The sequence below is a fragment of the Bradyrhizobium sp. WSM1253 genome (assembly GCF_000244935.1).
GTDB lineage: Bacteria > Pseudomonadota > Alphaproteobacteria > Rhizobiales > Xanthobacteraceae > Bradyrhizobium > Bradyrhizobium canariense.
The window spans coordinates 7,909,311-7,923,407 of the sequence record NZ_JH600073.1; the positions used below are offsets into that span (position 1 = coordinate 7,909,311).

The following is a 14,097-nucleotide window of genomic DNA, read 5'->3' on the forward strand; positions in this document are numbered from 1 at the left end:
CCGGTATCGGGAGTTACATCACACCTGGTTCGACCAGCGGATCGGCGCATAGAGGCCGTTTCTGCCGGAATTATCCCAGCGCATGCCATGATCGCTGAAGGTATTGCCGGCGGCGCCAACGGCCATCACCATTGCGTCGGGGCTGACCGGATGGCCGATGTTCGTCCACATCTCGCCGCTCGGATGCATGGTCGGTAGCGGATTGACCGACATGTGCAGGATGCCGGGGATTTCCGCGGACCGCGTCTTGCCGTCGATCCGGAACGTGATCGGGACCTTGCGCACCCCGAGGTTCTTGCTGATCAGCGGCGCGAACGCAGCCATGGGACCACCGGCGCCGCCGGTGAAGATTGCAGCCAAGGCCTCGGTCTGGTCATCGTTGGCGCGCTGATCGATATAGGCGGCGACCGACCAGTCTCCGTCCGCCATCACCCCAGGTGCGTGGAGGATGACGAGCACATTCAGCTCATCGAGCGCGATATCGCCATAGCGGCCGGTCTCGATGTGGAAGATCAGCGGTACGTTGCAGAAGCCCTCAGTCGGTCGCGCGGTCAACGGGGGCGCCGCCGACACCAGGCAGGGACACACGATGCTGCAACTGCAATTCTCGAAATAGTCACCGGAAAGGTGCCATGGGACATCCGCCATTGCTGTCTCCCGCTTGGCCGAACCCGATAGATGCTTTCGAATGAGCTACGTAGAGTTGAAAATTACGCTTGGTTGGGAAGCGGCGCAAGCCGATTCCACCACGCCGGGCTTCTCTGGATTGGTCTGCGTCGGCAAGGACTTCCTCCGGAGCGGATGACCGGGGAACGATGGCCGTCGGAATCGCATTGCAGTCGGTGAGCTCGCTGCGGAAATGCCGGCTCCCGGCGCGCGGCCATGTTCCTGATGGTGAAAGACGATGAGAGACAGCGCGTCGGAAGTGACCGACATCAGCGACGCCGTTCACTTGTGCATCGACATGCAGAACATTTTCGCTCCTGGCGGTCTCTGGGAGACGCCATGGATGGCGAGGGTCTTGCCGACGATCGCCTCGATCGTTTCGCGCCATCAGGCCAGAACGATCTTCACGCGATTCATCACGCCCGAGGACCCGGAAGATCGGCCCGGACAGTGGCAGCGCTATTTTCGTCGCTGGCGCGAAGCGACCCGCAAACATCTGCCGCCATCCGGTCTCGAACTCGTGCCGGCCCTGAGCCGCTTCGTTCCGCCGGCTGTCGTCATCGACAAGCCGGCCTATTCGGCATTCAGCAATCCCGGCCTCGCGAGCCTGCTCGTCGAGAAGAACGTCGGCACAGTCGTGATCACGGGCGCAGAGACTGACGTCTGCGTGCTCTCGACGGTCTTGAGCGCCGTCGATCTCGGCTTTCGGGTCGTCATCATCGAGGATGCGCTGTGCAGCTCGTCCGACGTCGGCCATGATGCGCTCATGACGATGTACCGCACCCGCTTTCACGGCCAGGTCGATCTGATGACCGCCGAGGAATTGGCGGAGTTCTGGCGGGAGTAGGGGACGATCCGCTCAATTGACATTGTCGCCGAGCATATTGTGGAAGGCGCTGGCGACGGCGGCAATGCCGCTGGCACCGTGCATTAGCGCGATCTCGCCCTGCTGCTCGTGGCGGATGGCGTGGGCCATCACACGCAGGCGCAGATCGCCGGCGCTCTCCCACATCTGGTCGGCCATTCTGACCGCGCCGGCATGATGCTTGCTCATCGTTTCGACGAACAGCGTGTCGAATTGATCCGTCGGCGCGGCCTTGACCTGCCGCATCTCGGCCTGTGTCAGGAAGCCCGGCATGGCGGCACGTTCGTCCGAGCTGCAATCGGGCATCTCGGTGTCGAACCAGCTCAGCCACCACGTTTCGAAAATCCGGTTCTCGCCGGTCTGGCTTGCGACCATCAGCATCGCCAGCTTTCGCAGATGCGGGTCCTGTGCGCGCTCTGCGGCAATCCGCGCCAGCGCGATGCCCTGGGCGTGATGCGCGGTCATGTGACGGATGTAAGTCTGGTCGGCGTCCCTGTCGCGGCCCATCCACGGCGGCTCGTAACCATGGCTGCCGAACAACGCGGCCGCGCCGAGCAGTGCGATCAAAGCCAGCGCGCCGGTGATCCAGGCGTTGGTGAAGCGAACATCGCGCGCGGGTGCCGCGCCTCGTCTCCAGCGCAACCGGGCGAACAGGGGGTACATCACCGCCGAGGAGCTGTGGACGAGCAGGCCGATCCAGTAGGGCTGCTGCAGCGTGAACAGCGGCTGCCAGAACGGAAACAGCGGCACCAGCACGAACCATTCCATGCTTGACGAGAACACGGCCCAGGGCAGCGCGAGCAGCAGGATCGTGAGCGGCCGCAGGTCGGCGGTCCAGCGCCCGAGCACACCGAAGAACACCAGCGCCCAGGAGAAATCCGCCCATTGGTGGAAGGCGATCCCTGCAAGGATCGCGCTCCACGACGGCTCTGCGCTGATCGCCCAATCGCGTGCGGGGATGGCGGCCACCGTCAGCCAGTCGACGGCGGCATCGCGTCCGATGCGCGCGGCGAAGAGCTGGCTGACGATGGTCGAGAAGGTGCTGCTGATCAGGCCGAGTTCGGCAGCGGCGACCCAGCGCGAGCGTCGCCGTGAGGCGCCTTTATCACCGGTGCGAATTGAATTGGAAATGGTCGACGGCGCGGCGGCGTTCACGTCAGCTGATTGAGTTTCTTCAACGGATTGAGTTCGCTCGGCTTGCTCTGTTCGTCCCGGCCGCGCTCCGCTTGCTCCTTGCCTTCCTCATGGAGATCCTGATCGCCGACGATCTCGCCGACGGCCTGTTTCGCCTTGCCAGCGATCCGCTGACCGAGGCCCTTGGTCTTGCTCATGGTCTGCCTCCAGGCTCACGCCGCCACCCCGGCGCTTGAAGGGGGATGAGCGCCAGGGCCGCGGTTTCGTCTGTTCGGCCTCCGGCAGGGGGGACGTCGGAAGCGTTGAGTGAGACGCTCTGACGCGCTGATGGTTCCTCGGCCGTCATCGTGCGTCGAGTGCAATGATCACGCCTTCATTGCCGCGGAGCAGGATGGAGGCGTCCGGCAACGGCTCGGACGGCCGGTCGAGGTGCGTGGACATCAGCAGGCGGCCGCGACCTTGCCAGTGCCATTTCCGCGGCTCGGCGGCGATGTTGAGCGCGACCAGAATGTCGTTGCCGCCATCCGTCCGCCTGTAGGCAAGAACGTCGTTCTGCGCGCGTAGCGGCTCGTATCCGCCGTGGCGCAGGCACGCGTGCTCGCGCCGCAGCGTCATCAGCGCGCGAAACAGCGCCAGGATCGAACGTGGGTCGCGCTGCTGCGTGGCCACGTTGGCCGCGCCGTCGGGCGGCTCGAGCGGCAGCCATGGATCGCCGGTTGTAAAGCCGCCGTTGCTGCTGTCATCCCATCGCATCGGCGCGCGTTCGGGATCGCGGCAAAGGCCATACCCCGGCACGAGCTTCTCGAAGGGATCGTGGACGCGGTCGGGCGGAATGGGAACGCGCTTGCGGCCGATCTCGTCGCCCATGAAGAAGAACGGCGTTCCCCGCAGTGTCATCAACAGCATCGCCAGCACGCGCATTTGCGGCTCGCCGATCGTGCTCGCGATTCGCTGCTTGTCGTGGCCACCGATCACCCAGACCGGCCATGCACGATCCGGGATAGCGTTGAAATACGCGTCGATCGTTGCTTGCAGGGACAGCGCGTCCCATTGCGAGTCCAGCAGCGCGAAATTGAGCGGTAGATGCAGGCGCGGTCGGTCGTTGCCGTAGAAGTGGCCGATGCGGTCGGTCTTGCCCTGGACTTCGCCGCACAACATTCGTCCCGGATACCCGTCGATCACCTCGCGGATGAATTCGATGCAATCCATCGTCTCCGGCCGATCGTCGGTAAAGACGGGCGTCTGGCGCTGCGGCGGCGGTTTGCCTTTCGCTCGCGGGTTATGCGGATTGTCGCGCAGCAGCGCGTCCTTGATCAGGACCGCGCTGGCGTCGACGCGGAAGCCGTCGACGCCGCGATCGAGCCAGAAGCGCATGACATCGGCGATCGCGGCGCGCAGCTGCGGGTTGCGCCAGTTCAGATCGGGCTGCTCGACCAGGAAGGAATGGTAGTAATATTGCCGTCGCGCCTCGCACCATTCCCAACCGCTGCCGCCGAAGCGGCTCAGCCAATTGTTGGGCGGGCCGCCATTCTCGGCCGCGTCGGCCCAGATGTACCAATCGGCCTTCGCGCTGTTCCGTGAGCTGCTGCTCTCGACGAACCACGCGTGATCGTTCGCGGTATGATTGGGCACGAGATCCAGGATCACGCGGATCCCCGCCGCGTGCAGGGCCTTGAGCAGGCGGTCGAACGCCTCGAGGTTGCCGAAGGCAGGCTCGATGGAGCAGTAGTCCGAGATGTCGTAGCCGAGGTCGCGGAACGGGCTCTTGGAGATCGGCGTCAGCCACACCGCGTCGACGCCGAGCCATTTCAGATAGTCGATCCGCGAGGTCAGGCCGGCGAGGTCGCCCTTGCCGTCGCCGTCCGAGTCCTGGAACGAGATTAGTGCGATTTCGTAGATGACGGCGGATTCCCACCACGCACCTTCGTTACGGGACGCCTCGCTCATTGCCTTGCATTACCTCGTCGTGTTTCCTCAGGTCCGTCCCGCGGTGGCGTGCGATGCGATCTGCTTGGCAGCGGTTCGGGCGCTTTCGATGCCCTTGGGATAGCCGCTGCGGTTCGGATACAGCTTTCGCCGTGCGTCGCGCGGCGGCCGCTGCGGCTTGGTGTCCTGCGCTGCGCGGTAGTCGAGCAGCGCGATGCCGCCGACCATCAGCAGCGCCAGCGCGATATTGCCCTTTTTGGGATTGTCCGCGGTCAGCCCCGAGAGCAGCGCGGCGGCATCGAGGCCGTCGCCGCCGACGCGAGCCCACAGGCCGGCGTTCTTCTCGACCGAGAGCGTCGTGATCCCGGCCAGGATCTCGCGCACGCCGAAGGCACGGACCAGCGTCTCATGGCCTTCCATGCCCAGCGTTTCCGTGACGCGCCGCGGCGCGAAGAATTCGACGACGCCGAGGCCGATGCTGAACCAGCCGAGCGCACGCGCGAGCTGGTCTTCGGTCCGCTTCAGGCTCGGGCCGCCGGCGACGATCTTGGGGTCGCCCTTGGTGCGAACGATGTTGGAGAAATGGAACATGGATATTGCTCCTCAGGGCTTCAGCACGACCTTGACGCAGGAGTCGCGCTTGTCGCGAAACACCTGATACATCTCGGGGCCTTGGCTGAGCGGGACGGTGTGGGTGATGACGAAGGACGGATCGATCTGGCCTTCCTCGATGCGATGGAGCAGGTCGTCGGTCCAGCGGTTGACGTGAGTCTGGCCGGTGCGCATCGTCAGGCCCTTGTTCATGAAGGCGCCCATCGGAAGCATGTCGGAGAATCCGCTGTACACGCCCGGCACCGAAATGATGCCGCCGGGCCGGCACACATAGATCATCTCGCGAAGAACATGCGGCCGGTCGCTCTCCACCATCACCATCTGCTTGGCGCGGTCGAGCAGCGTGTCGGGCAGGGAGGCCATCACATGCGACTCCATCCCGACGCAATCAATACACTTCTCAGGGCCTCTGCCGTCGGTGAGCTCCTCGAGCCGTTCCAGAACGCTCTCGTTTTCGAAGTTGATGGTGGTGGCGCCGCCGGCTTCGGCCATGCTGAGCCGCTCGGGCAGGCAGTCGATCGCGATCACCTGGTTGGCGCCGAGCAGGATGGCGCTGCGGATCGCCATCTGTCCCACGGGCCCGCAGCCCCAGGTCGCGACCGTGTCGGTCGGCTCGATGTCGCATTGCACGGCTGCCTGCCAGCCGGTCGGGAAGATGTCGCTGAGAAACAGCAGCTGCTCGTCGGGAATGCCGGCGGGCACCTTGATATGGGTGGCATCGGCGAACGGCACGCGCAGATATTCGGCCTGACCGCCCGGATAGCCGCCGGTCAGATGCGTATAGCCGAACAGGCCGGCGCCCGAATGACCAAACGCCTTTTCCGCGAGATGACTCTTGCGATTGGTGGTTTCGCAGACCGAGAAATTGCCGCGCTTGCACTGGTCGCATTCGCCGCAAATGATGGTGAAGGGAACGACGACGCGGTCGCCCTTCTTCAGCTTGCCGTCGACGCCGGAGCCGACCTCGACCACTTCGCCCATGGTCTCGTGGCCCATGATGTCGCCGGGCAGCATGCCCGGAATGTAATTGTGAAAGAGGTGCAGGTCCGAGCCGCAGATGGCGCAGCTCGTGACTTTGATGATGGCATCACGCGGATCCTGAATCTCAGGATCGGTGACGGTGTCGCAGCGAATGTCTTCCTTGCCGTGCCAAACCAGCGCCTTCATCTCTGTCCTCCCGCGAGCTACGAGGCATCCAAGTCGAACAACGAACGATGGTTGCTATCGCACGTGGAAAATCTTCGCACCGCACAGTCTCGGCGGGAGGTTTGCTTCGGCGGGAGGTTTGGCCTGGATAGGAACGAGAGGCGGTTGCAGCTATTGGAGCGTCATCAACGTCATCGCGAGAATACGAGAAGGATACGCTCATGCCCGCCAATCAACTTGCCGTCGTCACCGGCGCCTCCACCGGCATCGGCCTGGAACTCGCAAGATGCTGTGCCCAGGCAGGTTTCAACCTTGTCATCGCGGCGGATGAGCCCGAGATCGAGAGGGTGGCCGTCGATCTCCGCAGGCTCGGCGCCAGCGTCGAGCCAGTCGAGGCCGATCTCGCTACCACCGACGGCGTCGACAAGCTCTGCGCCGCGGTCGGCGACCGGCCGATCGACGCGCTGCTGGCCAATGCCGGCGTCGGCCTCGGCAAGGCATTCCTCGATCAGGATTTTGCCAGGATCAAGCACGTCGTCGACACCAACATCACCGGCACGCTCTATCTGATCCATCGCGCCGGCAACGAGATGCTCCGCCGCAATTCGGGCCGTATCCTGATCACCGGCTCGGTTGCCGGATTCACGCCGGGCAGTTTTCAGGCGGTCTACAACGCCAGCAAGGCGTTTCTCGATTCATTCTCTTTCGCGCTCCGCGAGGAGCTGCGCGACAGCGGCGTCACCGTTACCTGTCTGATGCCGGGCGCCACCGAAACGGAGTTCTTCCGCCGCGCCGACATGATGGACACCAAGGTCGGCACCGAGCAGAAGGATAGTGCCTACGACGTCGCGAAGGCCGGCTTCGACGCCATGTTGCGCGGCGAATCCGACATCGTGACGGGAATGAAGAACAAGATCCAGACCACAATCGCCAACGTCACGCCGAACGAGATGTTGGCCAAGCAACATCGCAAGATGGCGGAGCCGGGCACGGCGAAGTCGTAGAACGAGGCTCTCGCAATCTCTGCTGGGCGGTGCGGCCGATCCCGCAGACAGACACAAAGGAGCACGCCGATTCACATAGCCTAATGCGCAAAGCTCCCCGAGCCCTCAGACTGGTTCGGCTGGAAAAAGGGGGCTGCGATGCCGATGGATCGCGTCGAACAGGCCTTTGTCGCAACGGCAATCACGGGTTTTCTGGTGATGATGGCGGCGATCGTCTGGATGATGATGGGCTGATACCGGGGAGGGCTGCTGTTTGCGGATCGCATTGCCCTATGCTGCGGTGCTTTTGTGCCTGGCGGTGACCGCTTGGCTCGCTTTCGCGCATCTGTTCTGATCGCCGTCCGGCTCAACCGTTCGGATCGGAGATGAGCGCCGCCAGCCGCTGCGCCATCGCAGGCAGATCGATCGGTTTCTCCAGGATGGGCACGTCGTGGAATTCCGGACTGATCGTGACCTTGTCGTATCCGGTCGTAAAAATGAAAGGTATGTTCCTTGCCTTCAGTTCGCGCGCCACAGGAAAGATCATTTCACTGCGGATGTTCACGTCGAGCACAGCGGCATCCAGGATGCCGCCGTCACGCAGGATACTGAGCGCGTCATCGAGATCACCGACCGGCCCCGCGACCTCTGCACCGAGCGCCTGACATGCCTTGCCGATGTCATCGGCGAGAAAATATTCGTCCTCGACAATGAAGATGCGCCGCCCGCTGAGCGGCGACCGTGGACCTGACGATCCAGCCGAAATCGCCATGGTACCTTCCATCCCTTGCCTTCCATAGGAACATTGGGCGGTGACCCGCCTTGGTATAACGATACAACCGATAGTGGGTTCCATGAGCAACCGCGACATCATCGTCATAGGTGGCTCGGCCGGCGCGACCGCGCCGCTGAAGCAGATCCTCGGCCGTCTCCCGCCCGATCTGCCCGCGGCGGTGTTCATCGTGCTGCACATCCCGGCGCAGGGCATCGGCATTCTCTCGACGGTCGCCAGCAGCGCCGGCCCGCTCCCGGTCCGGCAGGCCGAAAATGGCATGAAGATCGAGCCCGGCCAGGTTTATCTGGCCGCACCGGACCATCATCTGCTGCTATCCGAGGATCACGTGTTCCTCGGGCGCGGTCCGCGCGAGAACATGGTCCGGCCGGCCATCGACGCCCTGTTCCGCTCGGCCGCCATCAACTACGGCCCGCGCGTCATCGGTGTGCTCCTCAGCGGCCTGTTGTCCGACGGTGCGGCCGGTCTCAACGCCATCAAGCGTTGCGGCGGAATCTCGGTGGTTCAGGACCCCTCGGACGCCATCGCCGATGAAATGCCAAGAAGCGCCCTGGAGGCGACCATCATCGATCTTTGCGTCCCTGGCGCCGGCATGGGCGACGTTCTGTCGGATCTCGCCAGGGAGGTTGCGGGTGCCGCGCTGCCGATCCCGCCCGAGATCCGGCTCGAGGTCGAGATCGCGGCGGGCGAACGGATCGGCAGTGACAAGCTCCTCTCGGTGGCTGATCCGGTTGCACTGACCTGTCCGGCCTGCGGAGGCGTGCTGTCCGAGATCAAGGAATCGCACCCGATGCGCTTCCGTTGCCAGGTCGGTCACGCCTTCGCCGCCGACATCCTCGCAAAAGAGCAGGAGGGGCAAGTGGATGAAGCCCTGCGGGTCGCACTGCGCATCATTGAGGAGCGGGCTGAGTTGGTGCAGCGCATGGCCTTGGACGGACGGCGCAACGGCCGGCCTGCGGTTGCCGAGATGTACCAGGCGCGGGCTGCCGAATATCGCGAATATGCCGACATGATCCGGAGGGTCGTGCTAAAGTCGCTCGATCCTCCGGTTCGCAAGCGGGAGGCCTGAGGAGGTCGCCATGACCATTTCCCTCGCCGAATGGACCGAGCAGCTCGATACCGAGCGCCGCCATCTGATCAAGGCCGATCGGGATATCGAGGAGGGTTCGCAGCGCATCCTCGATCAGGAGGCGCGCATCCGCGAACTCAGTGCCGGCGGCCACGACGCGGACCAGGCGGAACGGTTGGTCGAGGCGCTGAAGCAGACCTTGACGGAATGGCTGCGCCATCGTGTCCTGATCGAGCAGCGGATTGCCTATCTTCGGCAGCAAGTCGGCCCGGAGTGATCCGGGGGCGTTGGCAGGCCGCCCAAGTTCAATGCCGAACACCCAATGCTCGCTGTACGGAACGCAGCGTGACGTTTCCGCCTTGCACCTGTTGGGATAATATCAATTCTGCTATTTCCGGCGAGCGGGCGTCCTCTGGTTCCCGTCACTGAATGAGGCTATCGAGACCATGCATGAAATCGGCGACCAGCCGGTCGAAAGAGAGCGCCAGACCAGGTCTCCGCTGATCATCGGGGTGGGCGCCGCGCCGACAGCTCTGGATAGTGTCGAGCGGTTCTTTTCCAGGCTGACCGTAAGCGCCGACCAGGCCGTCGTGCTCGCGTTCCAGCATCATGAGGCCCTCGACGAGCCGCGGCTGCGCCAGATCGTGCGAAATTCCCACGGTGGCAAGATTTCCGACGTCGGCAACGACCAGACCATCGAGGGTGGCACGATTTATCTGTGCCCGCCCGCGATGATCACGACGATCCACGGCGGTCGCTTCGGCGTCCGCCCGGCCGAGCAGGCGCCCGGCGAGCGGGCCACGATCGACAGCTTCCTGGTGTCGTTGGCGGAAGAACGCGCCGAGCAATCGATCGGCGTGATCCTGTCCGGCATCGGCGGCGATGGCACACTGGGTACCGCGACACTGAAGGACCACGGTGGCCTTGCCATCGCCGAAAAAGGCGCGAGCGACGAGGCGGATCATCTGAAGGACGCCGATACGCCGGCCGCGATCGCCGACTACGTGCTGACCGCCGAAGACATCGCCGAGCACATCCAGGTCTATGCCCGTCATCTGCGCCGGCTGGAGGAGAAGCAGGGGTTCGACGAGGTGCTGGCCGCTGCAGCGACCTCGCTGTCGCGCATCGCCGACATCCTGCGCAGCAAGACCGGCAATGATTTCCACGGCTACAAGCAGAACACCTTCCTGCGTCGCGTGCAGCGGCGGATGCAGGTGGTCCAGATCGGCGACATTTCCGCTTATGTCGATTTCCTGCGCAACGACCAGGACGAGGCGCAGCACCTCTTCAACGACCTCTTGATCGGCGTCACCGAATTCTTCCGCGACAACCGCGAATTCGAGGTGCTGGAGAGCCAGATCGTCCCGAGGCTCTTCGAAGGCAAGGACGCGAGCCAGCAGGTTCGCGTCTGGGTGCTCGGCTGTGCCACCGGGGAGGAGGCCTATTCGATCGCTATCCTCCTGCGCGAGTACATGGCCAAAATGGACTCGCCACCGCAGGTTCAGATCTTCGCGACCGACATCGACGGACGGGCGCTGGCGGCTGCGCGCGTCGGCCGCTATCGCACCAAGATCGAAGCGGAGATGACCGGCGAGCGCCTGGCGCGCTGGTTCGTGCGCGAGGGTGATACCTATTGCGTGGTCAAGGAGCTGCGCGAGATGTGCATCTTCTCGCAGCACAACGTCATCAAGGACGCACCGTTCTCGAAGCTCGATCTCGTCTCCTGCCGCAACCTGCTGATCTATCTGAATGCCGAATTGCAGAACCGGGTGATCCCGCTATTCCACTTCGCACTTCTGCCGGATCGGTTCCTGTTCCTCGGCAATTCCGAGAACGTCACGCGGCATCCAAAACTGTTCGTACCGGTCGACCGCCGCGCCCGCATCTTCAAGAAGCTCGAGACCGGAACCCGGCTGCCGCCGGAATTTCCGATCACGACCGCCGCGGGGAGGGCAAACCTCGAGATAGCGCCGGCGCGCTCCTTCCGCCCTGATATCGGGCTGGAGCGTCGCGCGCAGCGGATCGCGGAGCGCTATGCGCCCGCCTATGTCATCGCCGACAGCAACTTTCAGGTCCTGCACTTTTCCGGGCGCACCGGACGCTACATCGAGCCGACGGCAGGCGCCGCCACGCTCGATCTGCTCCAACTCGTCCATCGCGATCTCCGCCTGGACCTGCGCGCGGTGCTCAGCCGCGCGGCGGAGAGCAACGAGCCCGCCCATGCCGAGCAGGTTCAGCTCGGCGCCAACGGCCAGCACATTCCCGTCGACATCACGGTGGAGCCGATCCAGGAGGGCGGCAGCGGCGATCGCAATTTCGTCGTCCTGTTCAAGGACGGCCCGGTGCGCGCCATCGGTGCCGACGAAGGCAAGCCCAATGCGTTGGTGCAGACCGAGCATGTCGAGCGTATCGAAGGCGAGCTGCGGGCGACGCGGGAGCGCCTTCAGGCAACCATCGAAGAGCTCGAAAGCACCAACGAGGAGCTGAAGTCCTCGAACGAGGAATATCAGTCGCTCAATGAAGAGCTTCAGTCCGCGAACGAAGAGCTCGAAACGTCACGCGAGGAACTGCAGTCGGTCAACGAGGAATTGACCACCGTGAACGGCGAGCTGGCTCACCGCGTCCAGGAATTGACGCGCGCCACCAGCGACCTCGAGAATTTCCTGGAGAGCACGCAGATCGCGACCGTGTTCCTCGACAACGATTTGCGCGTGATGAACTTCACGCCGGCGATTACGCAGGTCCTGCATCTCGTCGAAACCGACAGAGGCCGCCCCATCGCGCACATCAAGGCGCGCATCCCGATCGAGGACCTCTATGACGACATTCGCGGCGTGCTGCGGACGCTCGTTATCGCCGAGCGCGAGCTGAGGGCGCCGGACAGCGGCACGCGCTACATCGTGCGCATCCTGCCCTATCGCAGCATCGACAACTTCATCGCCGGTGTCGTCATCACCTTCGTCGACGTCACTGCCATTACCCGCGCCGAGGAGCGGCAGCGCCTGCTGCTGGCCGAGCTCCAGCATCGGGTCCGTAACACGCTCGGCGTGGTGCGCTCGATCGCTCGTCGCACGGCCGATACGAGCTCGACGGTCGAGGAGTTTGCCTCCCATCTCGATGGCCGGCTCAACGCTTTCGCCCGAACCCAGGCACTGGTGACCCGCGATCCCGAGGGCGGAGTAGATCTCGAATACCTCGCCGTCGAGGAGCTGCTGGCCTATAATGCCAGGGAAGGCGAGCAGGTACGTGTCAGCGGCCCCACGGTGCGTTTTCATTCGAAGGCCGCGGAAACCTTTGCGCTCGCCATTCACGAGCTCGCAACCAACGCGCTGAAATACGGCGCCCTGAGCCGGCCGACAGGTCGCATCGAGATTTCCTGGCGCCTCGAGCAGGGCACCGACCCGGCGGAGCTGGTGTTCGAGTGGCGGGAGCGCGGCGGGCCGCCGGTTGCGCCGCCACCGCACAAAGGATTTGGGGCCGAGCTTCTGGAGCGCACACTCGCGTTCGAGTTCAAGGGGCAGACCAGGTTGGCATTCAATCCGAGGGGACTGGAATGCACGATCACCATGCCCCTCAGCAAGCGGGCGTTTCATACACCGGCGGTGGCCAACTGATGCCCTTGTCGACGCTAGATCGCAGCCAGGTGGACCCGGTCATTCGCCGGCTAAACGTGCTGAGGCCGTTGTCGATGGAGGCCCGCACCTCGCTCGAATACGCAATGCTGGAGGGAATCCAGCGTGCAGGGGCGGGCGAGGATCTGATCTCGGAGGGCGATCCGGTCGACAGCGTGCGCCTCGTGCTGTCGGGCTGGCTCTGCCGCTACAAGACGCTGGAGGACGGCCGGCGCCAGATCGTCAATTTTCTCTTCCCCGGCGAAAGTTGCGACGCGCACGCGTTCCTGTTGTCGGTGATGGATCATTCCATCGCGGCGATGACGCCGGTCGTCTACACCGAAATCAAGCGCGCGCGGTTCGAAGGTCTCGTGGCGGCCGACCGCGCGCTGGCGGAAGCATTCTGGTGCGAGACGCTCGTCAACAACGCGATCCAGCGCGAATGGGCCATCAATCTCGGCCGCCGGGTGGCCTTTGAACGCGTGGCCCATCTGTTCTGCGAGATCATCGAGCGGCTGCGTCCTGTCGGGATGGTCGAGGGCAATTCCTGCGTGATGCCGGTGACGCAGATGGATCTTGCGGACGCCACCGGCCTGTCGGTGGTCCATCTCAACCGCACGGTTCAGGAGCTGCGTGCCTCCGGCCTGATCGTGCTGCGCGATCGCACGCTGACCATCACCGACCTCGATGCGCTCAAGGACGCGGCGCTGTTCTCGCCGAGCTATTTGCAACTCTATCGACGGGCCTAAGCGTCTTCTCGGCTGTTCCGAGATACTTGATCCAGGTTAGCGTTCGCGGATGTTTTTTGAGCGGATGGCTGGTTTTGAGTAATTGACGTAACTTACGTGAAGGCGGTTTCATCCCGAATCTTCTATCGTCGTTCGATGAACGACGTCCTGCTTGCCCGCGCTGAGCGCGCGATCGAAGCGAGCCGCGCCCTCCGGGCGCAGCGCAGAGCGGTCGCGGATCAGCTTGATGACGCCACGCGCGAGGTGCGCCGGGTGGTGATGGAAAGCGCGATGTTGCGCTCGGAGCTCAAGGCCCTTCGCGACAACCGGGAACAGCAGGATCTCAGACACCGCGTGCCGTCGGAATAGGAGCCGACGACATCAAACGCTAGCATGCGCCGGGATGGGTGCCTCGCTCAGCGCCGCTTCGCTGCTTTGGATCGCCTGTTGTAAGGCGAGCGGTTGACGGGCTTGAGCGAAATGCCTTCGCGCTGCGCCTTGCTGCGAATGGCCGCGACCGGGTGATGCTTCGCCGTTTCGTTTCGCATCGGCAAAATCACGCAC

Annotated in this window: 14 protein-coding genes; 7 read left to right on the forward strand and 7 right to left on the reverse strand. The window is 63.9% G+C overall.

Going from position 1 to position 14,097, the window contains the following annotated elements; all coding sequences use genetic code 11:
- Nucleotides 1-18: 18 nt before the first annotated feature.
- Nucleotides 19-648 (reverse strand): DUF1326 domain-containing protein, encoded by a 630-nt coding sequence (locus BRA1253DRAFT_RS38330; RefSeq protein WP_007603175.1) that lies wholly within the window; start codon nt 646-648, stop codon nt 19-21.
- A 256-nt stretch (nt 649-904) separates the two neighbouring features.
- Here BRA1253DRAFT_RS38330 and BRA1253DRAFT_RS38335 point away from each other — a divergent pair, with 256 nt between their 5' ends.
- Nucleotides 905-1,513: a cysteine hydrolase family protein gene (locus BRA1253DRAFT_RS38335; RefSeq protein ID WP_007603178.1), complete on the forward strand. Its 609-nt coding sequence runs from the start codon at nt 905-907 to the stop codon at nt 1,511-1,513.
- Between the two features lie 12 nt (nt 1,514-1,525).
- Here the strand turns inward: BRA1253DRAFT_RS38335 and BRA1253DRAFT_RS38340 are convergent, their stop codons facing one another.
- From BRA1253DRAFT_RS38340 to BRA1253DRAFT_RS38360, 5 genes are all read right to left on the reverse strand, one after another.
- Nucleotides 1,526-2,686 (reverse strand): DUF305 domain-containing protein, encoded by a 1,161-nt coding sequence (locus BRA1253DRAFT_RS38340; protein ID WP_007603179.1) that lies wholly within the window; start codon nt 2,684-2,686, stop codon nt 1,526-1,528.
- Entirely contained in the window at nt 2,683-2,862 is a 180-nt protein-coding gene (locus tag BRA1253DRAFT_RS38345; protein WP_007603181.1) for a CsbD family protein, read from the reverse strand. The genes BRA1253DRAFT_RS38340 and BRA1253DRAFT_RS38345 overlap by 4 nt, the downstream gene beginning before the upstream one ends.
- Nucleotides 2,863-3,007: 145 nt before the next feature.
- Entirely contained in the window at nt 3,008-4,612 is a 1,605-nt protein-coding gene (locus tag BRA1253DRAFT_RS38350; RefSeq protein ID WP_007603183.1) for an alpha-amylase family glycosyl hydrolase, read from the reverse strand.
- Between the two features lie 27 nt (nt 4,613-4,639).
- On the reverse strand, nt 4,640-5,182 hold the full coding sequence (locus tag BRA1253DRAFT_RS38355; RefSeq protein ID WP_007603185.1) for a hypothetical protein: 543 nt from the start codon (nt 5,180-5,182) through the stop codon (nt 4,640-4,642).
- A 12-nt stretch (nt 5,183-5,194) separates the two neighbouring features.
- Entirely contained in the window at nt 5,195-6,370 is a 1,176-nt protein-coding gene (locus tag BRA1253DRAFT_RS38360) for a zinc-dependent alcohol dehydrogenase (RefSeq protein WP_007603187.1), read from the reverse strand.
- 200 nt (nt 6,371-6,570) lie between these two features.
- On the opposite strand from BRA1253DRAFT_RS38360, the gene BRA1253DRAFT_RS38365 reads away from it, so the two are divergent.
- The gene (locus tag BRA1253DRAFT_RS38365; protein WP_007603189.1) at nt 6,571-7,353 is read left to right on the forward strand and encodes an SDR family oxidoreductase; all 783 of its coding nucleotides are present in this window, start codon (nt 6,571-6,573) and stop codon (nt 7,351-7,353) included.
- 346 nt (nt 7,354-7,699) lie between these two features.
- Here the strand turns inward: BRA1253DRAFT_RS38365 and BRA1253DRAFT_RS38370 are convergent, their stop codons facing one another.
- Nucleotides 7,700-8,104: a response regulator gene (locus tag BRA1253DRAFT_RS38370; RefSeq protein ID WP_007603192.1), complete on the reverse strand. Its 405-nt coding sequence runs from the start codon at nt 8,102-8,104 to the stop codon at nt 7,700-7,702.
- An 82-nt stretch (nt 8,105-8,186) separates the two neighbouring features.
- On the opposite strand from BRA1253DRAFT_RS38370, the gene BRA1253DRAFT_RS38375 reads away from it, so the two are divergent.
- The 5 genes from BRA1253DRAFT_RS38375 (at nt 8,187) to BRA1253DRAFT_RS38395 (ending at nt 13,902) form a co-directional block, all read left to right on the forward strand.
- Nucleotides 8,187-9,194 (forward strand): chemotaxis protein CheB, encoded by a 1,008-nt coding sequence (locus tag BRA1253DRAFT_RS38375; RefSeq protein WP_007603194.1) that lies wholly within the window; start codon nt 8,187-8,189, stop codon nt 9,192-9,194.
- Nucleotides 9,195-9,204: 10 nt separating this feature from the next.
- Complete coding sequence (locus BRA1253DRAFT_RS38380; RefSeq protein WP_007603196.1) at nt 9,205-9,471, forward strand: hypothetical protein; 267 nt, start codon at nt 9,205-9,207, stop codon at nt 9,469-9,471.
- 169 nt (nt 9,472-9,640) lie between these two features.
- Nucleotides 9,641-12,808, forward strand: coding sequence for a CheR family methyltransferase (locus BRA1253DRAFT_RS38385; RefSeq protein ID WP_007603199.1), 3,168 nt, complete (start codon nt 9,641-9,643; stop codon nt 12,806-12,808).
- Entirely contained in the window at nt 12,808-13,554 is a 747-nt protein-coding gene (locus BRA1253DRAFT_RS38390) for a Crp/Fnr family transcriptional regulator (protein ID WP_007603201.1), read from the forward strand. Before BRA1253DRAFT_RS38385 ends, BRA1253DRAFT_RS38390 begins: the two co-directional genes overlap by 1 nt.
- Before the next feature lie 96 nt (nt 13,555-13,650).
- Nucleotides 13,651-13,902 carry a hypothetical protein gene (locus BRA1253DRAFT_RS38395; RefSeq protein WP_245286057.1) on the forward strand — a complete coding sequence of 84 codons (252 nt, stop codon included), beginning with the start codon at nt 13,651-13,653 and terminating at the stop codon, nt 13,900-13,902.
- The last annotated feature ends 195 nt before the right edge of the window (nt 13,903-14,097 follow it).

Excerpts from the sequence above, each read along its gene's own strand:
- BRA1253DRAFT_RS38330 (WP_007603175.1), bottom strand. The coding sequence starts at position 648 with ATGGCGGATGTCCCATGGCACCTTTCCGGTGACTATTTCGAGAATTGC.
- BRA1253DRAFT_RS38335 (WP_007603178.1), top strand. The coding sequence starts at position 905 with ATGAGAGACAGCGCGTCGGAAGTGACCGACATCAGCGACGCCGTTCAC.
- BRA1253DRAFT_RS38345 (WP_007603181.1), bottom strand. The coding sequence starts at position 2,862 with ATGAGCAAGACCAAGGGCCTCGGTCAGCGGATCGCTGGCAAGGCGAAA.
- BRA1253DRAFT_RS38350 (WP_007603183.1), bottom strand. The coding sequence starts at position 4,612 with ATGAGCGAGGCGTCCCGTAACGAAGGTGCGTGGTGGGAATCCGCCGTC.
- BRA1253DRAFT_RS38355 (WP_007603185.1), bottom strand. The coding sequence starts at position 5,182 with ATGTTCCATTTCTCCAACATCGTTCGCACCAAGGGCGACCCCAAGATC.
- BRA1253DRAFT_RS38360 (WP_007603187.1), bottom strand. The coding sequence starts at position 6,370 with ATGAAGGCGCTGGTTTGGCACGGCAAGGAAGACATTCGCTGCGACACC.
- BRA1253DRAFT_RS38365 (WP_007603189.1), top strand. The coding sequence starts at position 6,571 with ATGCCCGCCAATCAACTTGCCGTCGTCACCGGCGCCTCCACCGGCATC.
- BRA1253DRAFT_RS38370 (WP_007603192.1), bottom strand. The coding sequence starts at position 8,104 with ATGGCGATTTCGGCTGGATCGTCAGGTCCACGGTCGCCGCTCAGCGGG.
- BRA1253DRAFT_RS38375 (WP_007603194.1), top strand. The coding sequence starts at position 8,187 with ATGAGCAACCGCGACATCATCGTCATAGGTGGCTCGGCCGGCGCGACC.
- BRA1253DRAFT_RS38380 (WP_007603196.1), top strand. The coding sequence starts at position 9,205 with ATGACCATTTCCCTCGCCGAATGGACCGAGCAGCTCGATACCGAGCGC.
- BRA1253DRAFT_RS38385 (WP_007603199.1), top strand. The coding sequence starts at position 9,641 with ATGCATGAAATCGGCGACCAGCCGGTCGAAAGAGAGCGCCAGACCAGG.
- BRA1253DRAFT_RS38390 (WP_007603201.1), top strand. The coding sequence starts at position 12,808 with ATGCCCTTGTCGACGCTAGATCGCAGCCAGGTGGACCCGGTCATTCGC.